Here is a 20,686-nt window from a genome sequence, read left to right as displayed (position 1 = left end):
GGCGCGCACGCGGCACCGTGACGTATGCTCACAGCGTCAATGTGACCGGTCACAAAGGAGTGGATGCCCTCATGCTGCCAGCCCCCGCGGGCGACTCAGCCGCCGCCGAGCCAGCCGCCGCCGCACGCGATGCGATCGCCGGCGGCCGCACGGCGCTCGGCATCGAGTTCGGCTCGACCCGCATCAAAGCCTGCCTCGTCGACGCGGACGATCCATCGGTCGTGCTCGCCGTCGGCTCCCATGAGTGGGAGAACGCCTACGTCGACCGGCTCTGGACCTACGCCCTCGACGACGTCTGGAGCGGACTCCAGGCCGCCTACGCCGCCCTCGTCGCCGACGCCGAAGCCCGGCACGGCGTCACGCTCACGACCGTCGGGGCGCTCGGCGTCTCGGCGATGATGCACGGCTACCTCGCCTTCGACGAGACCGGCGAGCTCCTCGTCCCGTTCCGCACCTGGCGCAACACCAACACCGGTGCGGCCGCCCGCGAGCTGACCGAGCTGCTCGGGGTGAACATCCCGCTGCGGTGGTCGATCGCTCACCTGCACCAGGCCGTGATCGATGCAGAGCCGCACGTGCCGCGGGTCCGCTTCGTCACGACCCTCGCCGGCTACGTGCACTGGCGGCTGACCGGCCGGAAGGTCCTCGGCGTCGGGGATGCGTCGGGCATGTTCCCGATCGACCCGCAGACCGCCGACTACGACGCCGACCTCGTCGGCCGGTACGACGCGCTGGCCGCCGGCCGCATCCCGCCGCTCCGCGACCTACTGCCCCAGGTGCTTGTGGCCGGAGAACCGGCCGGCGAACTGACCGCCGAGGGAGCATCCCTGCTCGACCCATCCGGTGCGCTGCAGGCCGGCGCGCCGCTGTGCCCGCCAGAGGGCGACGCCGGCACCGGGATGGTCGCCACCGCCGCCGTGGCGCCCCGCACCGGAAACGTGAGCGCCGGAACCAGCATCTTCGCGATGGTCGTGCTGGAGCATCCCCTCGCCGAGGTGCACGACGAGCTCGACATCGTGACGACACCCGCAGGCGACCCGGTCGCGATGGTGCACTGCAACAACGGCGCCAGCGAGCTGGCCGAGTGGGCCGGGCTGTTCGGCCGGTTCGCCGCAGCCTCCGGAGCCGTGACCGATCCCGATGCGGTGTTCGACACCCTGCTCCGCGAAGCGCTGACGGGCGAGGACGACGCGGGCGGCCTGCTCGCCTACAACCACCTGGCCGGCGAGCCGATCGCCGGTCTCACCGAGGGGCGTCCGTTGCTGGTCCGCTCGCCGGGCAGCCGGTTCACCCTGGGCAACCTGATGCGCGCCGAGGTGTACGGGGTCTTCGCGACGCTGGCGCTCGGGATGCGCGTCCTCGACGACGAGGGCGTGGCCCTCGACCGGATGCTCGCCCACGGCGGCGTGTTCCGCACGGCCGGGGTCGCGCAGCGCTTCCTGGCCGGGGCGCTGGACGCGCCGGTGTCGGTCGCGGCGACGGCGTCCGAGGGCGGAGCCTGGGGGATCGCGGTGCTCGCCGCGTACCTCCGCTCGCGCGGTGCTGCAGAGCACGACCTCGACGCCTACCTGAGCGAGCGCGTCTTCCGTGACGTCGAGTTCGAGACCGCCGAGCCGGACCCCCGCGATGTGGCCGGCTTCGCCGCCTACCTCTCCCGCTACGACGCCGGGCTCGCTGTGGAGCGCGCGGCGGTCGAAGCCCTGCCCGAACCGGCCGCAGGCGCGGTCGACCCCTCCCCGGAAGGATCCGCCCAGTGACCACCGAATCCCCGGCCGTCCGCGCCGTCCGCGAGCGCGTCGCCGCCCTCCACGCCGAGCTCGTCCGCTACGGCCTCGTCGTCTGGACCGGCGGCAACGTCTCCGGCCGCGTCCCGGGCGAGGACCTCTTCGTCATCAAGCCCAGCGGCGTCGACTACGACGACCTGGCGCCCGACAACATGATCTTGTGCACCCTCGACGGCGACGTCGTTCCCGGCTCGCTCGGCTCCGAGCGGTCGCCCTCCTCCGACACGGCCGCACACGCTTTCGTGTACCGGAACATGCCGGAGGTCGGCGGCGTCGTGCACACGCACTCCACCTACGCCACGGCCTGGGCGGCGCGCGCCGAACCCATCCCGTGCGCCATCACGGCCATGGCGGACGAGTTCGGCGGCGACATCCCGGTCGGTCCGTTCGCGATCATCGGCGACGACTCCATCGGCCGAGGCATCGTTCAGACCCTGACCGGACACCGCAGCCGCGCCGTTCTCATGCAGAACCACGGCGTCTTCACCATCGGCAGTGACGCGCGCGACGCGGTGAAGGCCGCCGTCATGGCGGAGGACGTCGCCCGCACCATGCACATCGCACGCCAGGGCGGCGACGTCGTGCCTATTCCTCAGGAGGCCATCGACAGCCTCTTCGACCGCTACCAGAACGTCTACGGACAGAACCCGGAAGGAACCGACTCCTGATGCCGAAGCTCACCACCTCCCTCGACGGCTATGAGGTCTGGTTCCTCACCGGCAGCCAGCACCTGTACGGGCCGGAGACGCTCGCCCAGGTCGCCGACCAGTCGCGCGCCATCGCCGACGAGCTGGGCGCATCCCCCGATGTGCCGGTGCGGATCGTCTGGAAGCCGGTCCTGACCGACGCTGACGCCATCCGCCGCACCATGCTCGAGGCGAACGCCGACGACAACGTGATCGGCCTGATCGCGTGGATGCACACCTTCAGCCCGGCGAAGATGTGGATCGCGGGCCTCGACGCCCTGCAGAAGCCGCTGCTCCACCTCCACACGCAGGCGAACGTGGAACTGCCGTGGGCCGAGATCGACTTCGACTTCATGAACCTGAACCAGGCAGCGCACGGCGACCGCGAATTCGGGTACATCCTCACGCGCCTCGGCGTGCCGCGCACCACCGTTGCGGGCCACGTCTCCAACCCGGTCGTCGCCGCACGTGTGGGCACGTGGATGCGCGCCGCCGCCGGTCACGCCGCGACCCGCACCCTGAAGCTCGCCCGCTTCGGCGACAACATGCGCTTCGTCGCGGTGACGGAGGGCGATAAGACCGAGGCCGAGCACGTCTTCGGCGTCCAGGTGAACACGTGGGGCGTGAACGACCTGGCGGATGCGGTTGCCGCGGCCTCCGACGACGCAGTGGATGCGCTCGTCGCCGAGTACGAGGAACTGTACGACGTCGCGCCCGAGCTCCGCCGCGGCGGCGATCGCCACCAGTCCCTGCGCGACGGCGCCGCCATCGAGCTGGGCCTGCGTTCGTTCCTGGAGGAGGGCGGCTTCGGCGCCTTCACCACCAGCTTCGAAGACCTCGGCGCACTGAAGCAGCTGCCCGGGCTCGCCGTGCAGCGGCTCATGGCCGAGGGCTACGGATTCGGCGCGGAGGGTGACTGGAAGACCGCGATCCTGGTGCGCGCGGCCAACGTAATGGGCGCGGGGCTGCCGGGTGGCGCATCCCTCATGGAGGACTACACCTACGATCTGACGCCCGGCGACGAGCGCATCCTGGGTGCGCACATGCTGGAGGTGAGCCCATCCCTGTCGTCGGCCACGCCGACGCTCGAGGTGCACCCGCTCGGGATCGGCGGAAAGGATGACCCGGTCCGCCTGGTCTTCACCGCCGACCCCGGCCCTGCGGTCGTCGTCGCCCTCTCGGACGTGCGCGACCGGTTCCGCCTGGTCGCCAACGTGGTCGAGGTCGTGGAGCCGTCGGCGCCGCTGCCCCACCTCCCGGTCGGGCGCGCGGTGTGGAAGCCGGCTCCGGACTTCACCACCTCGGCGACGGCATGGCTGGAGGCCGGCGCCGCGCACCACACCGTCATGAGCACGGCTGTCGGGGTCGAGGTGTTCGAGGACTTCGCTCGCATGGCGCGCACCGAGCTCCTCATCATCGATGACGACACGACGCTGCGGCAGTTCCGTCGCGACCTCGAAGGCAACGCGGCGTACTACCGGCTCGCCCGCGGCCTCTGACGGAGTGAAGGAGAATCGGTCGCGATTCTCCTTCGGATGGCAGTAGTGAAGGAGATTCGACCGCGAGGCGGCCGGATCTCCTTCGCTGCGTAAGGCGGCGCGTCAGGCGCGCCGCAGCATCCCGAGCCCGGCCGGCACGGAGAGCACTGCGACGGCGGCGACGAAGACCACCAGCACCGGCACCAGCGGCCACAGGATGAGCGCGACCCCGACCAGCAGCACGGGGAGCGCGAGCCCGATGTATGCGATCAGGAAGATCGCCGCGAGCACCTCGCCGCGGCGCTCCGGGGCTGCGAGAGACGCGGTCACCGCGATGGCCGACCGGAACTGGAGGCCGACCCCGGCGCCCGCGATCACCCCGCTGACGATGAACGCGGGGAGCGACGCGACCAGCACGCTCGCGGCCAGCCCGCCGAGGCCGACGAGCATGAGCACGAGGGCCAGGATGAGCTGGGTCCGGGTTGCGAGCCGCGCGAACACGATCTGCGAGACGGCGGACGCGGCGAAGACCGCGAACGGGACGAAGCCGGCGAGCAGGTGCGAGCTCTGGTGCAGTGTCCCGGCGAGCACGCTCGGCGCGAGGGACGTGAACAGTCCGAACACCGCGAACCCGGCGAAGGCGGCGACGGCTGCGGCCGAGAAGGCGCCGCGCGACTCCGCGGGAAGCGAGATCCGCTGCGGCCGGTAGGCGGGTCGCTCCTCGGCGCGCTCGACCGTCTCCGGCACGAGTGCTACGGCCACGGCAGCGACCGCCAGGATCACGAGGAACACCACGTAGGGGAGCAGCAGCGGCTGCGGAAGGAACTGCGCGAATGCCCCGGCGATCAGCGGGCCGAGCGCGAGGCCGCCGGTGTTGACGACCGTGGACACGGTGCCGGCGAGGCGCGGTCCCTCGGCCGGCCGGGCGACGGCGCGCAGTTCGCTCAGGTGCGCCGTGGCGCTCGCCGTGAGCGCGCCCACGCCGATCCCGGACAGGGTGCGCGCGACGATGAGTCCGGCCACGTCGTTCCAGACCAGGAACAGGGCGGCCGCGACGATCTCGACCAGCACCGCGATGAGGACCATGCGGCGACGGCCGGCGACGTCGCTCAGATGACCGATGAGGAAGAGGCTCGCGATGACGCCGACGGCGTAGGCCGCGAAGATCACGGTAACCACCCAGGTCGGGAACCCGTCGCGCGCCTGGTAGAGCGCGTAGAGGGGTGTGGGGATGGTCGAGAAGGCCATCACGGCGAGGAACGCCGCCGCGATGACCCAGAAGCCGGCGCCGTGCCGGAAGCGGAACGGCCGGTCGGCGCGGGCATCGCGGATGCGACGGATCGAGCCGGTGGCGGAGTCGGAGTCGAGCGTGCTGGTCATGCTTCGATGATGCGCCGAGAAGCCCATCGAGTCCAACGGAAATAGACGATGCTGAGAATCGTTCCAATCGATAGTCGAGTACGCTGTCCCCGTGGACACCCGCCAACTCGAGTACTTCGTCGCCGTCGCCGACGAACGCAGCTTCACGCGGGCAGCCGAGCGCGTCTTCGCCGCACAATCCACCGTCTCTGCCGGCATCCAAAGCCTCGAACGAGAGCTCGGTGCCCCGCTGTTCGAGCGGGATGCGCACGGCGTGCGCCTGACCGACGTTGGCCAAGCGGCGCTCGCCGAAGCGCGGGCGGGCATCCAGGCGGTCGAGAGGATGCGCGAGCTGACCGACGAGCAGGGCCCGCTGCGCGGAACGGTGCGGGTCGGCATCTTCACGAACCTCCGGAGCGTCGACCTTCCCGGCATCATGGGCGAGTTCCACCGCCGCCACCCGCACGTCGACCTCCGCCTCGGCCCGTCGCCCGGCGGCTCGACCGGACTGGTGGAGGACGTGCGCCAGGGTCGGCTCGACATCGCGTTCCACGGCCTGCCCGACGCCGTTCCCGACCTGCTGACCCGGCACCTCGTCGACTCGCCGTTCCTGGCGGTGCTGCCGGAGGGGCATCCCCACGCTCGCGATCGGTCGGTGTCGCTGGCCGACCTTGCGGACGATCCGTGGGTGGACTCCCGGGCCGGCTTCGGCAACCGGGTGACTCTCGACCGCGCGTTCGCGGCGCTCGGGCTGACCCGCCGCATCCCGACCGAGCTGGCCGACCTGGGTGAGATCCCCCGATTCGTCGCGTCGGGGCTGGGCGTCGCCGCGCTGCCGGAACTCACCGTCATCCCTGCGGACGGCGCCGTCGTGCGTCCGCTCCGGGAGCCGGTGGACTGGCGGCTCAGCGCGATCGCCCGTCCGCGGCCGGGGCGCGCGGCCGAGGCGCTGCTGGCCCTGCTGGCCGACCGCATCCAAGACGTCTGACCGGTTGTCTGGGCCGCGCTGGATCAGTCGGTGCCGGGCCGCGCCTCGCCGACGGGGACGGCGCCCCCGGCTCGTGAATCGTGGCGGTCCTGGCCGCGCACCTTCAGCAGGCTGGCCGTCGCGGCGACCGCGATGGTCGCCCCGATGAAGACGAGCGAGAACCAGGTGGGGATCTCCGGAATCCACTCGACGTGCTTCCCGCCGTTGATGAAGGGCAGCTCATTGACGTGGAGCGCGTGGAAAACGAGCTTGACGCCGATGAAGCCGAGGATCACCGCCAGGCCCTGGGAGAGGTAGACGAGTCGCTCGAGCAGGCCGCCGATGAGGAAGAACAGCTGGCGGAGTCCCATCAGCGCGAACGCGTTCGCCGTGAACACGATGTACGCCTCGCTGGTCAGACCGTAGATCGCCGGGATGGAGTCCACCGCGAAGACCACGTCGATCAGGCTGATCGCGATGATCGTCAGGAGCATGGGAGTGACGAAGCGCCGGCCGTCCTTCTTCACCGTCAGGCGGTCGCGGTTGTACTCGTCGGTCACCGGCAGATGCCGGTGGATGAACCGCATGAAACGGTTGTCGGCCGGGTTCGAGTCGTGCGTGCCGAAGGCCTGGCGCCAGGCAAGGAACAGCAGGAGCGCGCCGAACAGGTAGAACACCCACGAGTAGTTCTCGATGAGCCCGGCGCCGATGGCGATGAACGCGCCGCGCAGCACGAGCGCGATGATGATGCCGATCATCAGAACCTTCTGCTGGTACGCCTTCGGCACCGCGAAGGCCGACATCAGCAGCAGGAAGACGAACAGGTTGTCGACGGACAGCACCTTCTCGGTGAGGTAGCCGGCGAAGTACTCGCCGCCGTAGGTCCAGCCCGAGACCATGCCGATCCCGACGCCGAACAGCAGCGCGAGGCCGATGTAGAACGCCGACCAGCGCGCCGACTCGCCGATGGTCGGCTCGTGGGGTTTGCGGACGTGCGCGAAGAACTCGTAGACGAAGAACGCGATCGTGACGGCGATCGTGATGATCCAGCTGAGCGGGGTGACCTGCACCGGAGACTCCAAGGGGTAGGCGGAACGACGCCCAAGGTCTCCTCCGCTCCGACCGCGATCGGAACCAGTGGCCCGGGATGCGATGGCGCACCCGTAATGACGAAACCACTGCGGACGGGAGTACTCCCCTTGTCTGGATCCGATTCTATCGGGGACCGGTCTGGTGAAGCGCTGGGAATCCCGGGACGCGGGAGGCGTCAGAGCGCGAGGCCGGTGTGCTCGCGGAGCGCCGCGACCAGTGCATCCTGAAACGCCTCATCGGCAGCCGCGGGATGCGGCCGCTGCTGCCGCTGGTGGTGCCAGTACCCGGAGGTGCGGGTCGCCGGGTCCTCGCCCTCGGCCAGCCACACCTGGGTGCGGTGGCCGAGTTCGAGGTCGTCCGGCGCGCCGCGGCCGCCCATGCGCGTGGGCACCCACCCGGGGTCGACCGCGTTGCTGGAGACGCCCGGCCGCAGCCGCGCAACCGCCGCCGCGAGCGCCGTGACCATCAGCTTGCTGTCCGAGTACGACGCGGTCGCCGTGCGCCCGGACCAGTCGAGGCCATCGACCCGGGGATGCCCGCCCCGGTGCATCCCGCTGCTCAGGTACACGTGGCGCGTGGCGGGCACCAGCGCCGTCAGCACGTAGGGCGCGACGACGTTGACGGGCAGGATGCTGGCCCCGTCGATCACGCCGGCGTTGTGGATGACCGCATCCACACCGCCGGCCTCGCCCACCCGCGCAGCAAGCTCCCGCACCTCCGACTCGTCGGACAACTCCGCCGGGATGAGCACCGCGGCATCGCCCAGCACGTCACGGAGTTCGCCGGCCCGGTCGAGGCTGCGGACGTGGCCGATGACCGTGTGGCCGTCCTCAGCCAGTTCGCGGGCCGCGCCGAAGCCGAGGCCGCTTCCCGCGCCGGTCACCAGAATCCTCGCCATGCCCGCTCCTCCCGTTTCACTTCACCGTACGACCACGCCGGCCACTGCCTCCACCGCTTCGAGGATCGTCTCGGCGACCGCCTCAGGCTGGGACACGCTCAGCGCGTGCGACCCGCCCGAGACCTCCCGCACTCCCCGTGCCCCCGCACGCTCGGCGGCGGCACGGTGTTCCGCGACCGGGATGTTGAGGTCGGCGTCGCTGAAGACGCACCATGTCGGCGTCGTCTTCCACGCCGGCGTCTCGGCGGCCAGCGGCTCGGTGAGGGCCGCCTGCGTCACCGGTCGCTGCGTCGCCGCCATGAGCGCGGCGGTCCGCTCGTCCACGTCGGCGGCGAACTGGTGGTGGAAGGCGTCCGGCCGGATGACGAGGTCCGCGCCGCCGCTCGAGAGGGGATGCGCGTCCAGGGCATCCGCGAGGGTGCTGCCGGGGAACTCGGTCGACAGGTCGAACGCCGTCTGCCCGTGCTCCGGCACGAAGGCGTTCGCGTACACGAGCCCAACGACCGCTTCGTTGCCCGCTGCGGCCTCGGAGATGACGAGCCCGCCGTACGAGTGGCCGACGAGGACGACGGGTCCGCCGACGGCGGCGATCACGTCGCGCACGTACGCGGCGTCGCCGCTTAGGCTGCGCAGCGGGTTCGCGGCGGCGACGACGGGGACGGACTGCTCGCGCAGCCGCTCGATGACGCCGTTCCAGCTGGAGGAGTCGCCGAAGGCGCCGTGGACGAGCACGACGGTGGGTTTCGGATCGGTCATGATGGTGTCCTTTCAGGATGGGTGAGCCGTTCGCGGCGCACACAGCTATGACCGGATGGGCCGCTCAGCCGTGACAGAGAGCCGGCGGTTCTCAGCTCCAGCCGTCGAGCTTGTCCGGGTTGGAGACCACCCAGACCTGCTCGACCGCGCCGGCGCGGCCGGCGAGGACGATGACCGCGACCGTCACGCCCGAGCGCGACGCCACGAGGCCCGGACCGCCGTTGACGGCGCGGACCTCGAACCGGAGGGAGGAGGGATCGCCGAGGGCGCGACGGAGCGACGTCAGCGCGGCTGCGATTCCCCCGCCAGACGCATGCGGCGGCCCGCACTCCGCCTCTCCGCTGTCGACGACGACGCACACGCCCGGCCCGAGCAGCCGAGCGAGCAGCACTGCGTCGTCCGCCAGGTAGGCGTCGCCGAACCCCGCCGCCAGCGCCGCGCGGCCGCGGTCACGCCGCACCCGCCGCCCGCGTCGTCCCGGAGTGCGCCATCGCCTCATCCGCTCGTCCTCCAGCGTCGTCGCTGTCCTCGTCGCCAGCGCTGTCGCCATCACCGTCGCCGGCGGTCAGCGCGGCGCCCGCCGGCTCCACAGGTTCCAGCCGGTCCTCGAAGTACACCCGCGACAGCGCAGAGCGGAGCCGCTCGGACAACCGCAGCCGCCCGTTCTCGTCGGGTCGCGCCTGATAGCTGTGCGCGGCGGCGGGACCGGCGAGACGCGGCAGCTCGTCCGCATCCACAGTGCCGTGCACCTCCACGTATTCGCCGCCGGGCAACCGCACGATACGTCCGGACTCGTACCCGTGGAGCACGATGTCGCGGTCGCGCTTCTGCAGCGCCAGGCACACCCGGCGGGTGACGACGAACGCCACGATCGGGCCGAGCACGACGAGCACCTGGTAGGCGGCGACGACGGATTCGACGGTGAGGTGGAAGTGGGTGGCCACGAGGTCCGCGCTGCCCGCGCCCCACAGGGAGGCGTAGAAAAGGACGCCGGCCACGCCGATCCCGGTGCGGGTCGGCTCGTTGCGCGGCCGGTCGAGCAGATGATGGTCGCGGTGGTCGCCGGTGACCCATTCCTCCACGAACGGGTACACGGCGATAGCCAGCAGGAACAGCCCGACGACGGCGAGCGGGATGAGGATGGCGAGCGTCCAGGTGCGGCCCAGCCACTCGAACTCCCACCCGGGCGGGACGAGCCGTAGCGCGCCGTCGAGGAACCCGGTGTACCAGTCGGGCTGGCTTCCGGCCGACGCGTCGCCGGGCGACGACGGGCCGTACAACCAGATCGGGCTGATGGTGACGGTTGCCGCGAGGAGGACGATCGCGCCCGTCGCGATGGCGAGCAGGCCCCCAGCGCGGGCGGCGAGGTCCGGCAGAACGGGCACGCCGACGATGCGGTCCTCCGTGCGGCCGGGTCCGGCGAATTGCGCGGGCTTGGTGACATACGCGCTGCGCCACCGCGCCGCCAGCAGCAGCACGAGAAGCACGGGGACCACGGCGATGTGGATGGGGTAGAGGTTCTCGATGATCCGCCCAGGGAACTCACCGCCGAACAGCAGCGCCGACAGCCAGGTGCCGACGACCGGGATCCCGAGGACGATGCCCTCCACGATCCGCAGCCCGGTGCCCGACAGCATGTCGTCGGGCAGTGCGTAGCCGCTCCACCCGCCGAGGAGTGCGGTGATGAGGAGCCCGAACAGCAGCAGCCAGGAGAGCCGGCGCGGACGCCGGAAGGCACCCGTGAAGAACGTCACGGCCAGCTGCAGCATGATCGCGGCCGGCAGCAGCAGCCCGGCCCAGTGGTGGGCCTGACGGAGCAGCAGCCCGCCCGGGAACTCGAACGAGATCCGGAGCGTCGAGCGCATGGCCTTCGACATCTCGGCGCCGGCGAGCGGCAGGTACGGTCCGTCGTAGGTGACGCGCGTGCTGGCGGGCGTGTACACGAACATGAGCACGAATCCGGTGACGAACAGCACGAGGATGCACGCCAGTGCGACGACGCCGAACATGTTCGTCCAGTGCAGGGGAACCCGCCGGCTGCGCAGTTCCGCGGCGAGCGCAGAAGCTCGGCGCCCGGCCGACGTACCCGTCAGCACCCTCGAGGCGCGCGCGGTGAAGGAGGTGCGGGGCCTCCGGTCGACGCTCATCGTGTGCTCCCCACGCCGATCGCATCCCGATGGCCGTCACCGAGGAAGGCGCGGCGTGGATGCTGCACCGACAGCAGCGAGATGATGTCCCGCCCGAAGACGACGGCGCTCGCCCACACCAGCAGGACGCGCACCTTACGCTCCCACGTGGGGATGGCGAGCACGTGGTAACCGCGGTGCATCACCCACGCGAGGAAGCCGGTGATCACGATGCCGCGCCACTGGAAGATGCCCTTCCCGAGACCCAGCGTCGCGACGACGCCGAGGCTGTGGTGGACGTAGTCCTTCGGCTGCTCGCCGCGCAGGGTCGCCACGATGTTCTTCGCGAGGCGCTTCGCCTGGCGCACCGCGTGCTGGGCGTTCGGCACGGTGACGGCTCCCTCAATCGGGGATGCCAGGTCCGGAACGGCGGCATCGTCGCCCGCGGCCCACGCATCGGGGACGATCCCGTCCGGGCCCGCCACCCGCAGGTCGGCGCGGACCATCACCGAGCCGCGCGCGGTCACCGGCAGGTCGGTGTTGTTGGCGACCACCGGGGTGGCGCCGTTGCCGGCCGTCCACACGACGGTGTGCGCGTCGAACTCCTCGCCCGAGGAGAGCACCAGGTGGCCGTCGTCGGCCGAGACCAGCTGTGTGCCGAGGTGGATGCGCGCCCCGCGCTGCTCCAGCGACCGCACGACCCAGCGCCCCGGCCCGTCCGTGACTTCCGGCAGGATGCGGTCTCGCGCCTCAACCAGGTGGAACGACAGGTCTGAGAAGTGCAGCTCGGGGTACGACTTCAGCAGCGCTGTCGCGAGAGACAGCAGCTCGCCGAATCCTTCGACGCCCGAGAACCCGCCGCCGACGAACGCGACGGTCAACAGCCGCGACCGCTCGGGTCCAGGCGGGAGGACGGACGCCCGGTCGAAGGCGTCGAGCAGCCGGTCGCGGATCGCGACCGCCTCCTCCACATGCTTCATGCCGATCGCCTGCTCGAGCACGCCCGGGATGGGGAAGGTGCGGGTCACCGCGCCCGCCGTCACGACGATGATGTCGTAGCCGAGCGCGAACGCCTCACCGTCCTCCGGCTGCACGGTCACCGTCTTCGACGCGTGGTCGATGCGGGTGACCGACGCGTGGATGAGCCGGGCGCGACGCAGATGGCTGCGCAGCGAGATCGCCGCGTGGCGCGCCTCGATCGACCCTGCCGCGACCTCCGGGAGGAACGGCTGGTACGTCATGTACGGCCGCGGGTCGACGACGACGATCTCGGCTTCATCCTGCCGGAGCTTCTTCTCCAGCTTCCATGCGGTGTAGAAACCGGCGTAACCGCCGCCCACCACGAGGATCCGGCGCATCATCTTCTCCTGTCTCGCCTGGCTGGTGCCTTCACCAGCTATGACAAGACAGGCCGCCGTTTTGTGACAGCGTCGCTCAGGCGGGGACGGGCATCCGCTCCAACTTCTCCGGGTTGAGCACCCACTGGAGCCGGCGGATGCCGTCGGTGGTCACATCCAGCGCGACGAACGCGACCACGGCACCGTCGCGGACGAGCACCGCGGCCGGGCCGCCGTTCGCCTTCACGAGGTGCACGGTGCCCTCCCAGAACCGGGTGTGGAACGCGTGCACGTACTTCGCCACCGTCTCCCGGGTGAAGACGGGGATGCGCGACGCGCGCGCCAGGCCGCCGCCGTCGGAGTAGCTCACGATGTCGGCGGTGAAGATCCGCTCGAGGGCGCCGATGTCGCCCGACTGCGCCGCCTCGAGGAAGGCCTCCAGCACCCGTTTCTGCTGCGCTCGGTCGACCTCGCGCACGTCGCGCTCCTCGGCGAGGTGCTTGCGTGCGCGGCTGACGAGCTGCCGGGCGGAGGCCTCCGACCCCTGGATGATCTCTGCGATCTGTCCGTACGGGTAGTCGAAGGCCTCCCGCAGCACGTAGGCGGCGCGCTCGGTCGGCGTCAGTTTCTCGAGCAGCACGAGCACCGCGAACTCGAGCGCCTCTCCGCGTTCCGCTCCCAGCAGCGGGTCGGCGCTCGTGTCCACCGGCTCCGGCAGCCACGGACCGACGTAGGTCTCACGCCGGACGCGCGCCGACTGGGCCTGGTTGATCGCCAGACGGGTCGCGGTGGTCGCCAGGAAGGCGGCCGGCTCGCGGACCACCGTGCGGTCGGTCTGCTGCCAGCGCTCCCACGTGTCCTGCACGATGTCTTCCGCGTCCGCGACCGTGCCGAGCATCCGGTAGGCGATGCCGAACAGGCGCGGTCGTACGGCCGCGAACGTTTTCGCGGCCGCATCCAGATCGTCGTGCTGTGCTGTCGTCCCGGGCATGGTCAGATGCTAGCGAGCGTCCTCCAGCCAGCGGGAGTAGGTCGTCCCGCCAAAACGCTGGTCGGTGATCGCAGGGTCGTTGCCGGGGGTGAGCGAACGGTCGTCGACCTTCCCGCCGAAGTACCCGGCGGTCGGCTCGGTGACGACGGTGCGCGAGTCGCCACGAGCCGCAAGCAGCCGCCGGGCGAGGTCGTCCAGCCGGAGCGGTTCCGGTCCGGCGATCTCGATGACCCCGTTGGCCGGTTCGGCGGCGGCGACCTCCGCCAGCGCTGCCGAGACGTCCGCCGCGGCGATCGGCTGCATGAGCACGTCCGACAGGACCGTCGTCTCGCCCTGGCTCGCCGCGTCCGCCAGCGCCTGGATGAACTCGAAGAACTGCGTGGCGCGCACGATGGTGAAGGGGATGCCGCCCTCGCGAACGATGCGCTCCTGCGCGTCCTTCGCGCGCATGTAGCCGATGTCGGGCAGGCGGTCGGTGCCGACGATGGAGAGCACGACGTGGTGGCGGACCCCCGCCTGCTTCTCAGCGGCGACCAGGTTCGTGGTCGAGCGCTCGAAGAACTCGAGCACGGGGCCGTCCTCGAAGGACGGCGCGTTCGGTGTGTCCACGACGACGTCAGCACCCGCGAGCGCCGCCTCCAGTCCCGCGCCGGTCACCGCATCCACCCCGGTCGACGGGGATGCGGCGACCGCGTCGTGCCCGCGCTCCTGCAGCAGCTCGACGACCTTCCGGCCGACCAGGCCGGTTCCGCCGATGACGACGATCCTCATGAGGTTCTCCTGTCTGAACGCGCGGTCCCTCCGCGGGCTCAGCAACTCTGACCGGGCAGGAGGCGCCGTTGTGACAACCCTCGGTCAGCGGAGCAGAGCGTGATGGCCGGAGACCGCATCCGCATCCGCCGTGGTCGTCGCCGCGGCCCGAGGATTGCGGATCCCGATCGCCGAGACGACCGCGCCGATGGCCACCGCGATGGCTGCCGCAGCCGCAAGCTCGTGGAACCCGGCCACCGCCGACATCGCGCCGCCTGCGGAGCCGGCCAGCGCAACCGCGACGAGCCCGGCGACCCGGGAGACCGCGTTGTTCACGGCCGACGCGATGCCTGAGCGGGCCGCGTCGACGGCGCCGAGGATCGTCGCGGTGAGCGGTGCGACCGTGATGGACATGCCGAGACCGAAGACCGACACCGCGGGCAGGACCTCGGTCAGGTAATCGGCCTGCTCGCCGATGCGGAGCATGAGCGCGAACCCGCCGGCCGCGACCAGCGGCCCGACTGTCATCATGACGCGGGGGCCGATCCGTCCGCTGAGCCGGCCGAAGAACGCCGAGAGCGCGATGAGCAGGATGCTCGAGGGCACCATCGCGAAGCCCGCCAGCGTCGCGCTGTAACCGGCGCCCTGCTGCAGGAAGAGAGCGAGAGCGAACGCGCCGACGCCCACTCCGCCGTAGATGAAGGCCGTCGCGACATTGCCGACCGAGAAGTCGCGCGCCCGGAAGATGCGGAGGGGCAGCATCGGCTGCGGACTCCGCCGCTCCCACAGCACGAACGCGACCAGCGCGACGAGGCCGAGCGCCAAGGATCCGGCGATCAACGGCGAACCCCAGCCGTACCGCGGGTGCTCGATCAGGGCGAACACCGGCAACCCGAGCCCGACGACCGCGAGCCCCGCGCCGACCCCGTCCACCCGGGCGCCGGCGGCGCGCGGCGGATCGGCGGGCAGCCCGCGGAGGAGCAGTAGCGTGACGGCGATCGGAAGCAGGTTGATGCCGAACACCCACCGCCACGACAGGGTGTCCACGAGGACCCCGCCCAGCACGGGCCCGGCGATGCTCGCCAACGACGTGATCGCGGTCCATGTCCCGATGGCCCTGCCCTGCTGCGCACCGCTGAACGTGCTCAGGATGAGCGCGAGCGAACTGGGGACGAGGAGCGCACCGGCGACCCCCTGCAATCCCCGGGCGACGATGAGCACCCCGGCGGTCGGCGCCAGCGCGCACAGCGCCGAGGCCACCGCGAAGCCGATCAGCCCCGAGAACAGCACCCGGCGGCGGCCGAACAGGTCGGAGAGCGACCCTGCGAGCAGGATGACCGCCCCGAGCGTCAGCAGGTACGCATCCACGACCCACTGCTGGGCCGCGAGTCCGCCGCCGAGCTCCCGCCCGATCGCCGGGAGCGCGACGGTGACGACGCTGCCGTCGAGGAAGGCGATGAAGGTCGCGAGCACCGCCACTGTCAAGACCGTGCGTTGCTGGGGTGTCGACCATCTGCTCATGGGGTGTCCGTCCGTTCTCCGGGTTGGTCCGGGGAGTTCCCGGCGTCGGCTCTGACCGGACGGCACACGCGTTTGTGACGAAGTCGCCCGCGGGGAGCCGGATGTCACATCCAGCCCGCCCGTGTGGTCATAGCTGGTGAGGCACCGCAGCGGGCGGTCGTCCACGAGCTGAAGGAGTCAGCACATGAAGATCGTCGTCATCGGGGGAACGGGCCTCATCGGCTCCAAAGTGGTCGCGAAGCTGGCCGCACACGGCCATGAGGCCGTCGCCGCATCGCCGAACTCGGGCGTGAACACCCTGACCGGGGAAGGCGTGGATGCGGCGCTCGCCGGAGCGGACGTGGTGGTCGACGTCTCCAACTCGCCGTCGTTCGAGGACAAGGCCGTCATGGACTTCTTCGTCACCTCGACCGGCACGCTGATCGAGGCGGAGCGGAAGGCGGGCGTGAGCCACCATGTGGCTCTCTCGGTCGTCGGCAGCGAGCGGATGACGGATAGCGGGTACATGCGCGCCAAGCTCGCGCAGGAGCACCTGATCCGCGAGTCCGGCATCCCGTTCACGATCGTCCACGCCACCCAGTTCTATGAGTTCGTGAAGGCGATCGCCGACGCCGCCACCGATGGCGAGACCGTCCGGCTCGCCCCGGTCTTCATCAAGCCCATGGCCGCCGAGGATGTCTCGACGGCGGTCGCCCGGGCAGCCGCCGGAACGCCGCTCGGCGCTGTGCACGAGGTGAGCGGGCCCGAGGAGTTCCGCCTCACCGAGCTGATCGCCCGTGGGCTGCAGGCCAGGGGCGACACCCGCACGGTGGTCGAGGACCCGGACGCGCGCTACTTCGGTGCGCACCTGACCGACCGCGAGCTCGTTCCGGGGCCCGACGCGGAGGTCTTCCCGACGACCTTCGACCAGTGGTCGGATGCGCAGGTCGGCGCGAGCCGCTGATCGTTCGGCCCGACCGGGCCGCGACGGGAGAAGGAGAGGACGTCCATGTCGATGACGGACTGGCTGCCGGCCGTTCGCACGAACCGCCGCCGGACGGTCGCCGCGTTGCGCCGGTCGGCCGCCGCACGTGACCTCGCGGGGTTGCGAAGCCTGCTCGATCCGGAGATCGCCGTCGTGGTCGACGCGGGCGAACCCGACCGCGCGAAGGTGCGGGTGGTGCGTGGCGTCGACGACGCCTCCGCCCTACTGACGCACGCGCTCTCGGCCCGTGGCGGCCAGGACGTCGCCGAGCGTCCGGTCAACGACCGCCCTGGGCTGGTCGTCAGCCGCGACGGCCGGCCGACCGCGGCGATCGCCGTCGACCTGACCGGGCACCTCATCAGCGTCGTGTGGGTGCGCCTCCACCCGGTTCCGCTCCGGCACGGCGTCGCGGTGTAGTCGGGGCGAACCGGCGGCCGCGGCAGCTCCGCACTGGGCAATACCCCTCAACCGCGACGATCGGATGCGCGTTGTTGGCGGGAACCCCCGGCGTCACGGCTCGCCGCGGACCGTAGTGTCGGCCCTGCACGGTCGGCACCCGGCGATCGGCACGGATGAGGAGATGCACCATGAGCATCATCGACGACGCCCTCAGCGCCAACGTCACACTGGCCGACGGCTACGACTCCGACCGCGGAAAGCCACCGGCGCCGCGCATCGCGGTCGTGACCTGTGCCGATCCCCGGCTCACCGCCGTCGTGCAGTTGATGGGGCTGCCAGATGCCGACGTCGACCTGATCCGCAACGTCGGAACCGTCATCGACGAGGACGCGATCCGGTCGCTGATCGTGTCCACCAAGATGCTGGGGACGCAGGAGATCATGATCATCAACCACAACGACTGCGGGCTCTCCCGGTTCTCCGGCGACGAACTGGCGGAGCGACTCCGCACGGAGACCGGCTCGGCTCCGATCGCGCCCGTCACCTTCTTCACCTTCACCGACGCTGAGCAGAACACGCGTGAGCAGATGCTGAAGGTGCGCTCGCACCCGTGGATCGCGTCCGACATCCCGGTTCGAGGGTTCCTGTTCGACGTGGGCACCGGCCGCCTCAGCGAGGTGCAGCCGATCGAGTCCGCCGCCGCGACGCGCTGACGAGGCGCTCATGCCCAGCACCCAGATGGAAGCGGTGCTCGCCGAACTGTGGAGACGGCGGGCGGCGAACGCCGACGCCCCGGAGCAGTCGCTCGCCGAGGTGCGCGCCGGGTTCACCCCGGCCGACGCCCGCCACCCGATCCCGGACGACGTGCGCGTGACCGAGGTCAGCGCCGGGGGAGTGACGGCGTACTGGCTGGAGGCGCCGGGGGTGGACGCTGGGCGCATCCTGCTCTTCCTCCACGGCGGCGGTTTCCAACTGGGCTCGCTGGCGAGCGACGGCGAGCTGGCGGCACGGGTCGGGCGGGCCGGCGGGATGCGCGTGCTCTTCCTCGAGTACCGTCTCGCCCCCGAGCACCCGTTTCCCGCGGCGCTCGACGATGTGCGTGCCGCCTACAGCTGGCTGGTCTCGGAGGAGCACGTCGCGCCGTCCTCTCTCGCCGTGGCGGGCGACTCCGCGGGCGGAGGTCTGGCGGTGTCGCTGCTGGTCGCCTCCCGCGACGCATCCGTGCCGCTGCCCGCCGCCGCGCTGCTGATGTCGCCCACCGTCGACCTGACGAGCTCCGGCGACTCGATGACCGAGCGGATCGAGGAGGACCCGATCTCCACACCGGAACTGCTTCGCAGCCTCGCCGCCGACTACCTCGACGGTGCGGACCCGCGGTCGCCCTTGGCCTCCCCGCTGTTCGCTCCGCTCGCCGGCCTGCCCCCGCTCCTGATTCAGGTGGGGACGGCCGATTTGCTCCTGAGCGACGCCCAGCGCCTGGCGGCGGCCGCATCCGCCGCCGGTGTCGACGTGCAGCTGGAGGTGGGCGAAGGCCTGCCGCACGTCTACCAGCTGAACACGGACACGCCGGAGGCCGCCGAAGCGGTGGACCGGGCGGGCCGGTTCCTGCGACAGTGGGTGGGATGACCTTCACCCGCGCCCAGCTCCAGGCGTTCACCGGGCAGACGCTGCCCGACCTGATCCCCCGCCCGACGCGGCTGCTGTTCGTCGGCATCAACCCGGGCCTTCTCACCGTGGCGGTCCAGGCGCACTTCGCCCGCCGCGGCAACCGCTTCTACAAAGCGCTCTTCCTGGCGGGGATCACCGACCACGTCATCGACGCCTCGGACGGCTTCGACCCGGCCGACGTCCGGCAGTTGGAGGATCGCGGGATCGGGATCACCGGAATCGTCCGTCAGGCGACGGCCCGGGCCGACGAACTCACGCCGCAGCAGTTGAGGGAGGGCGGGGTCGCGCTCCGCGAGCGGGTGCGGGATGTGCGGCCCGCCGTCGTCGCGTTCCTCGGCATCACTGCGTATCGCGTCGCATTCGACCAGCCGCAGGCGCGGGTCGGGCGCCAGCCCGTCGACTGGGACGACGCCCAGGTCTGGGTGGCGCCCAACCCGAGCGGCCTCAACGCGCACAGCTCGCTCGACGACCTGGCCGCGGCGTACCGCGAGGTCGCTGTCGCGGCGGGAATCGTCCCGTTCCCGCGCTCGTCGTGATCCGTCGCGAGACGTAGGCGGTCGCGACCTGCGGACGATTCGGCCGCGCCACCCCGCGACCTAGCGTCGTAAGCGTGACCGCATCCGTCTCCCTCCGCCGCCCCACCACTGTCCCCGCCGCATCGCGGTCGGTGCCGGCCGTGCTGTTCGTCGTGTATCTCGTGCTGCTGGTGTGGGCCGTGCTGTGGAAGTTCCACGTCCCCGACGTGAGCGGGGAGGGCGTTCGCGCGGTCAAGCTGGTGCCCTTCGTCGCGAGCGAGGGGTTCGGCGGGAGCCGCCCCTCCGAGATGCTGGCGAACCTCCTGCTGTTCGTGCCGTTCGGCATTCACCTCGCCGTGCTGGCGCCCCGCTGGCGGGTCTGGACCGTCGCCGCCGTCGCAGCGCTCGCCAGTTGCGCGCTCGAGGCAACCCAGTATGTGCTCGCCGTGGGGAGCAGCGACGTGACCGACGTGATCGTCAACACGGCCGGAGCCGTCTGCGGCGTCGTCGCACTCTCGTGGGTTCGCGCGGCCTCGCGCGGCCGGGCGGTGCCCGTCCTGCTGTGGGTCTCGTTCGTCGTGACCGTGGCCGTCGCGCTGTGGGGCGCATCCCTGCTGGGGTCGCCGCTGCACGGTCTGCAGGTGCTGCCCCCGCTGGGCCGCTAGGCCTCATCGCTCGGGTGCCATGACGACCGTTGCCGCGGTCCCGGGCCCGCCCTAGACTGGCGCGCGCTCGGCATCCGACGAAGGGGGCAGAGATGTACATGAAACTCGAGGTGGTGGTCCTCCCCGTCTCCGACGTGGACCGCGCCAAGGTGTTCTACCAATCGCTCGGCTGGCGCGAGGATGCGGACTTCGCCGTCGACGACGGGTACCGCATCGTCCAGTTCACGCCGCCGGAGTCGGAGGCGTCCATCATCTTCGGCACCGGCCTCACGGACGCCGCACCCGGATCCACGCAGGGCCTCCAGCTGACCGTCTACGACATCGACGAGGCGCGCGCCGCTCTCGTCGACGCGGGAGTGACGGTGTCCGAACTGTTCCACGACGCGACGGGCGTCTTCCGTCATGCGGGAACGAGGCAACGCGTCGCGGGCCCGCATCCGGAGCGCGCCGACTACTCCACTTTCGCCTCCTTCGAGGACCCGGACGGCAACGGCTGGATCCTGCAGGAGATCAAGAAGCGGCTGCCGGGCCGATGAGCGACACGACAGGAGCGCCCGACGAGTTCACGGCAGTGATCCTCGACCACCTGAAGCAGGCGGCCGAGGCGCACGGCATCCACGAAACGGTGGACCTGGGCGGGGTCCGCGACGAGCAATGGCCGGAGTGGTACGCGCAACACATGGCGACGACTCTTCGCGAGGCGGGCTACCGGCTGGAACGCGCGGACTGA

22 protein-coding genes are annotated in these 20,686 nt (G+C 71.1%); 12 read left to right on the top strand and 10 right to left on the bottom strand.

All coding sequences use genetic code 11. From position 1 onward, the window contains the following. The first annotated feature begins 71 nt into the window (after positions 1-71). The 3 genes from AB7E03_RS11495 to araA are packed head-to-tail and all read left to right on the top strand — an operon-like array spanning position 72 to position 3,969. Complete coding sequence (locus AB7E03_RS11495; protein ID WP_489941536.1) at positions 72-1,757, top strand: xylulokinase; 1,686 nt, start codon at positions 72-74, stop codon at positions 1,755-1,757. Further along, entirely contained in the window at positions 1,745-2,452 is a 708-nt protein-coding gene (locus AB7E03_RS11490) for an L-ribulose-5-phosphate 4-epimerase (protein WP_489942904.1), read from the top strand. The genes AB7E03_RS11495 and AB7E03_RS11490 overlap by 13 nt, the downstream gene beginning before the upstream one ends. Next, positions 2,452-3,969, top strand: a complete 1,518-nt coding sequence (gene araA, locus AB7E03_RS11485) for an L-arabinose isomerase (protein WP_489941535.1) — start codon at positions 2,452-2,454, stop codon at positions 3,967-3,969. The genes AB7E03_RS11490 and araA overlap by 1 nt, the downstream gene beginning before the upstream one ends. 102 nt (positions 3,970-4,071) lie before the next feature. Here araA and AB7E03_RS11480 read toward each other — a convergent pair whose 3' ends face one another. Then, entirely contained in the window at positions 4,072-5,328 is a 1,257-nt protein-coding gene (locus tag AB7E03_RS11480; RefSeq protein ID WP_489941534.1) for an MFS transporter, read from the bottom strand. 91 nt (positions 5,329-5,419) lie between these two features. On the opposite strand from AB7E03_RS11480, the gene AB7E03_RS11475 reads away from it, so the two are divergent. Continuing rightward, on the top strand, positions 5,420-6,295 hold the full coding sequence (locus AB7E03_RS11475) for a LysR family transcriptional regulator (protein WP_489941533.1): 876 nt from the start codon (positions 5,420-5,422) through the stop codon (positions 6,293-6,295). 23 nt (positions 6,296-6,318) lie between these two features. Here AB7E03_RS11475 and AB7E03_RS11470 read toward each other — a convergent pair whose 3' ends face one another. The 9 genes from AB7E03_RS11470 to AB7E03_RS11430 form a co-directional block, all read right to left on the bottom strand. Beyond that, a complete protein-coding gene (locus AB7E03_RS11470; protein ID WP_489941532.1) occupies positions 6,319-7,344 on the bottom strand; it encodes a TerC family protein in 1,026 nt (341 codons plus the stop codon). Between the two features lie 197 nt (positions 7,345-7,541). Further along, positions 7,542-8,264 carry an SDR family NAD(P)-dependent oxidoreductase gene (locus AB7E03_RS11465; RefSeq protein WP_489941531.1) on the bottom strand — a complete coding sequence of 241 codons (723 nt, stop codon included), beginning with the start codon at positions 8,262-8,264 and terminating at the stop codon, positions 7,542-7,544. 21 nt (positions 8,265-8,285) lie between these two features. Next, entirely contained in the window at positions 8,286-9,020 is a 735-nt protein-coding gene (locus AB7E03_RS11460) for an alpha/beta fold hydrolase (RefSeq protein WP_489941530.1), read from the bottom strand. A 91-nt stretch (positions 9,021-9,111) separates the two neighbouring features. Continuing rightward, complete coding sequence (locus AB7E03_RS11455; RefSeq protein ID WP_489941529.1) at positions 9,112-9,480, bottom strand: sigma-70 family RNA polymerase sigma factor family protein; 369 nt, start codon at positions 9,478-9,480, stop codon at positions 9,112-9,114. Then, the gene (gene qcrB, locus AB7E03_RS11450) at positions 9,470-11,167 is read right to left on the bottom strand and encodes a cytochrome bc1 complex cytochrome b subunit (RefSeq protein ID WP_489941528.1); all 1,698 of its coding nucleotides are present in this window, start codon (positions 11,165-11,167) and stop codon (positions 9,470-9,472) included. Before qcrB ends, AB7E03_RS11455 begins: the two co-directional genes overlap by 11 nt. Further along, the gene (locus AB7E03_RS11445; RefSeq protein ID WP_489941527.1) at positions 11,164-12,504 is read right to left on the bottom strand and encodes an NAD(P)/FAD-dependent oxidoreductase; all 1,341 of its coding nucleotides are present in this window, start codon (positions 12,502-12,504) and stop codon (positions 11,164-11,166) included. The genes qcrB and AB7E03_RS11445 overlap by 4 nt, the downstream gene beginning before the upstream one ends. Positions 12,505-12,580: 76 nt before the next feature. After that, the gene (locus tag AB7E03_RS11440) at positions 12,581-13,474 is read right to left on the bottom strand and encodes an RNA polymerase sigma-70 factor (protein ID WP_489941526.1); all 894 of its coding nucleotides are present in this window, start codon (positions 13,472-13,474) and stop codon (positions 12,581-12,583) included. A gap of 9 nt (positions 13,475-13,483) precedes the next feature. Next, the gene (locus AB7E03_RS11435; RefSeq protein WP_489941525.1) at positions 13,484-14,245 is read right to left on the bottom strand and encodes an SDR family oxidoreductase; all 762 of its coding nucleotides are present in this window, start codon (positions 14,243-14,245) and stop codon (positions 13,484-13,486) included. A gap of 84 nt (positions 14,246-14,329) precedes the next feature. Next, positions 14,330-15,703 carry a DHA2 family efflux MFS transporter permease subunit gene (locus AB7E03_RS11430; protein WP_489941524.1) on the bottom strand — a complete coding sequence of 458 codons (1,374 nt, stop codon included), beginning with the start codon at positions 15,701-15,703 and terminating at the stop codon, positions 14,330-14,332. A gap of 226 nt (positions 15,704-15,929) precedes the next feature. Between AB7E03_RS11430 and AB7E03_RS11425 the strand changes: the two genes are divergently transcribed. The 8 genes from AB7E03_RS11425 (at position 15,930) to AB7E03_RS11390 (ending at position 20,686) form a co-directional block, all read left to right on the top strand. After that, complete coding sequence (locus AB7E03_RS11425) at positions 15,930-16,688, top strand: SDR family oxidoreductase (RefSeq protein WP_489941523.1); 759 nt, start codon at positions 15,930-15,932, stop codon at positions 16,686-16,688. A gap of 45 nt (positions 16,689-16,733) precedes the next feature. Next, positions 16,734-17,126: a hypothetical protein gene (locus AB7E03_RS11420; RefSeq protein WP_489941522.1), complete on the top strand. Its 393-nt coding sequence runs from the start codon at positions 16,734-16,736 to the stop codon at positions 17,124-17,126. A gap of 170 nt (positions 17,127-17,296) precedes the next feature. Continuing rightward, the gene (locus AB7E03_RS11415) at positions 17,297-17,821 is read left to right on the top strand and encodes a beta-class carbonic anhydrase (protein WP_489941521.1); all 525 of its coding nucleotides are present in this window, start codon (positions 17,297-17,299) and stop codon (positions 17,819-17,821) included. Positions 17,822-17,831: 10 nt separating this feature from the next. Next, on the top strand, positions 17,832-18,734 hold the full coding sequence (locus tag AB7E03_RS11410; RefSeq protein ID WP_489941520.1) for an alpha/beta hydrolase: 903 nt from the start codon (positions 17,832-17,834) through the stop codon (positions 18,732-18,734). After that, positions 18,731-19,312, top strand: coding sequence for a mismatch-specific DNA-glycosylase (locus AB7E03_RS11405; RefSeq protein ID WP_489941519.1), 582 nt, complete (start codon positions 18,731-18,733; stop codon positions 19,310-19,312). The genes AB7E03_RS11410 and AB7E03_RS11405 overlap by 4 nt, the downstream gene beginning before the upstream one ends. 74 nt (positions 19,313-19,386) lie before the next feature. Then, positions 19,387-19,956, top strand: a complete 570-nt coding sequence (locus tag AB7E03_RS11400; RefSeq protein WP_489941518.1) for a VanZ family protein — start codon at positions 19,387-19,389, stop codon at positions 19,954-19,956. A gap of 92 nt (positions 19,957-20,048) precedes the next feature. Then, positions 20,049-20,492 carry a VOC family protein gene (locus tag AB7E03_RS11395; protein WP_489941517.1) on the top strand — a complete coding sequence of 148 codons (444 nt, stop codon included), beginning with the start codon at positions 20,049-20,051 and terminating at the stop codon, positions 20,490-20,492. Then, positions 20,489-20,686 carry a hypothetical protein gene (locus tag AB7E03_RS11390; RefSeq protein WP_489941516.1) on the top strand — a complete coding sequence of 66 codons (198 nt, stop codon included), beginning with the start codon at positions 20,489-20,491 and terminating at the stop codon, positions 20,684-20,686. Before AB7E03_RS11395 ends, AB7E03_RS11390 begins: the two co-directional genes overlap by 4 nt.

This window comes from Leifsonia sp. RCC_180 (assembly GCF_058138205.1).
The sequence above is the reverse complement of the archived record's forward strand: the minus strand, read 5'-3'. Positions and strand labels throughout refer to the sequence as shown.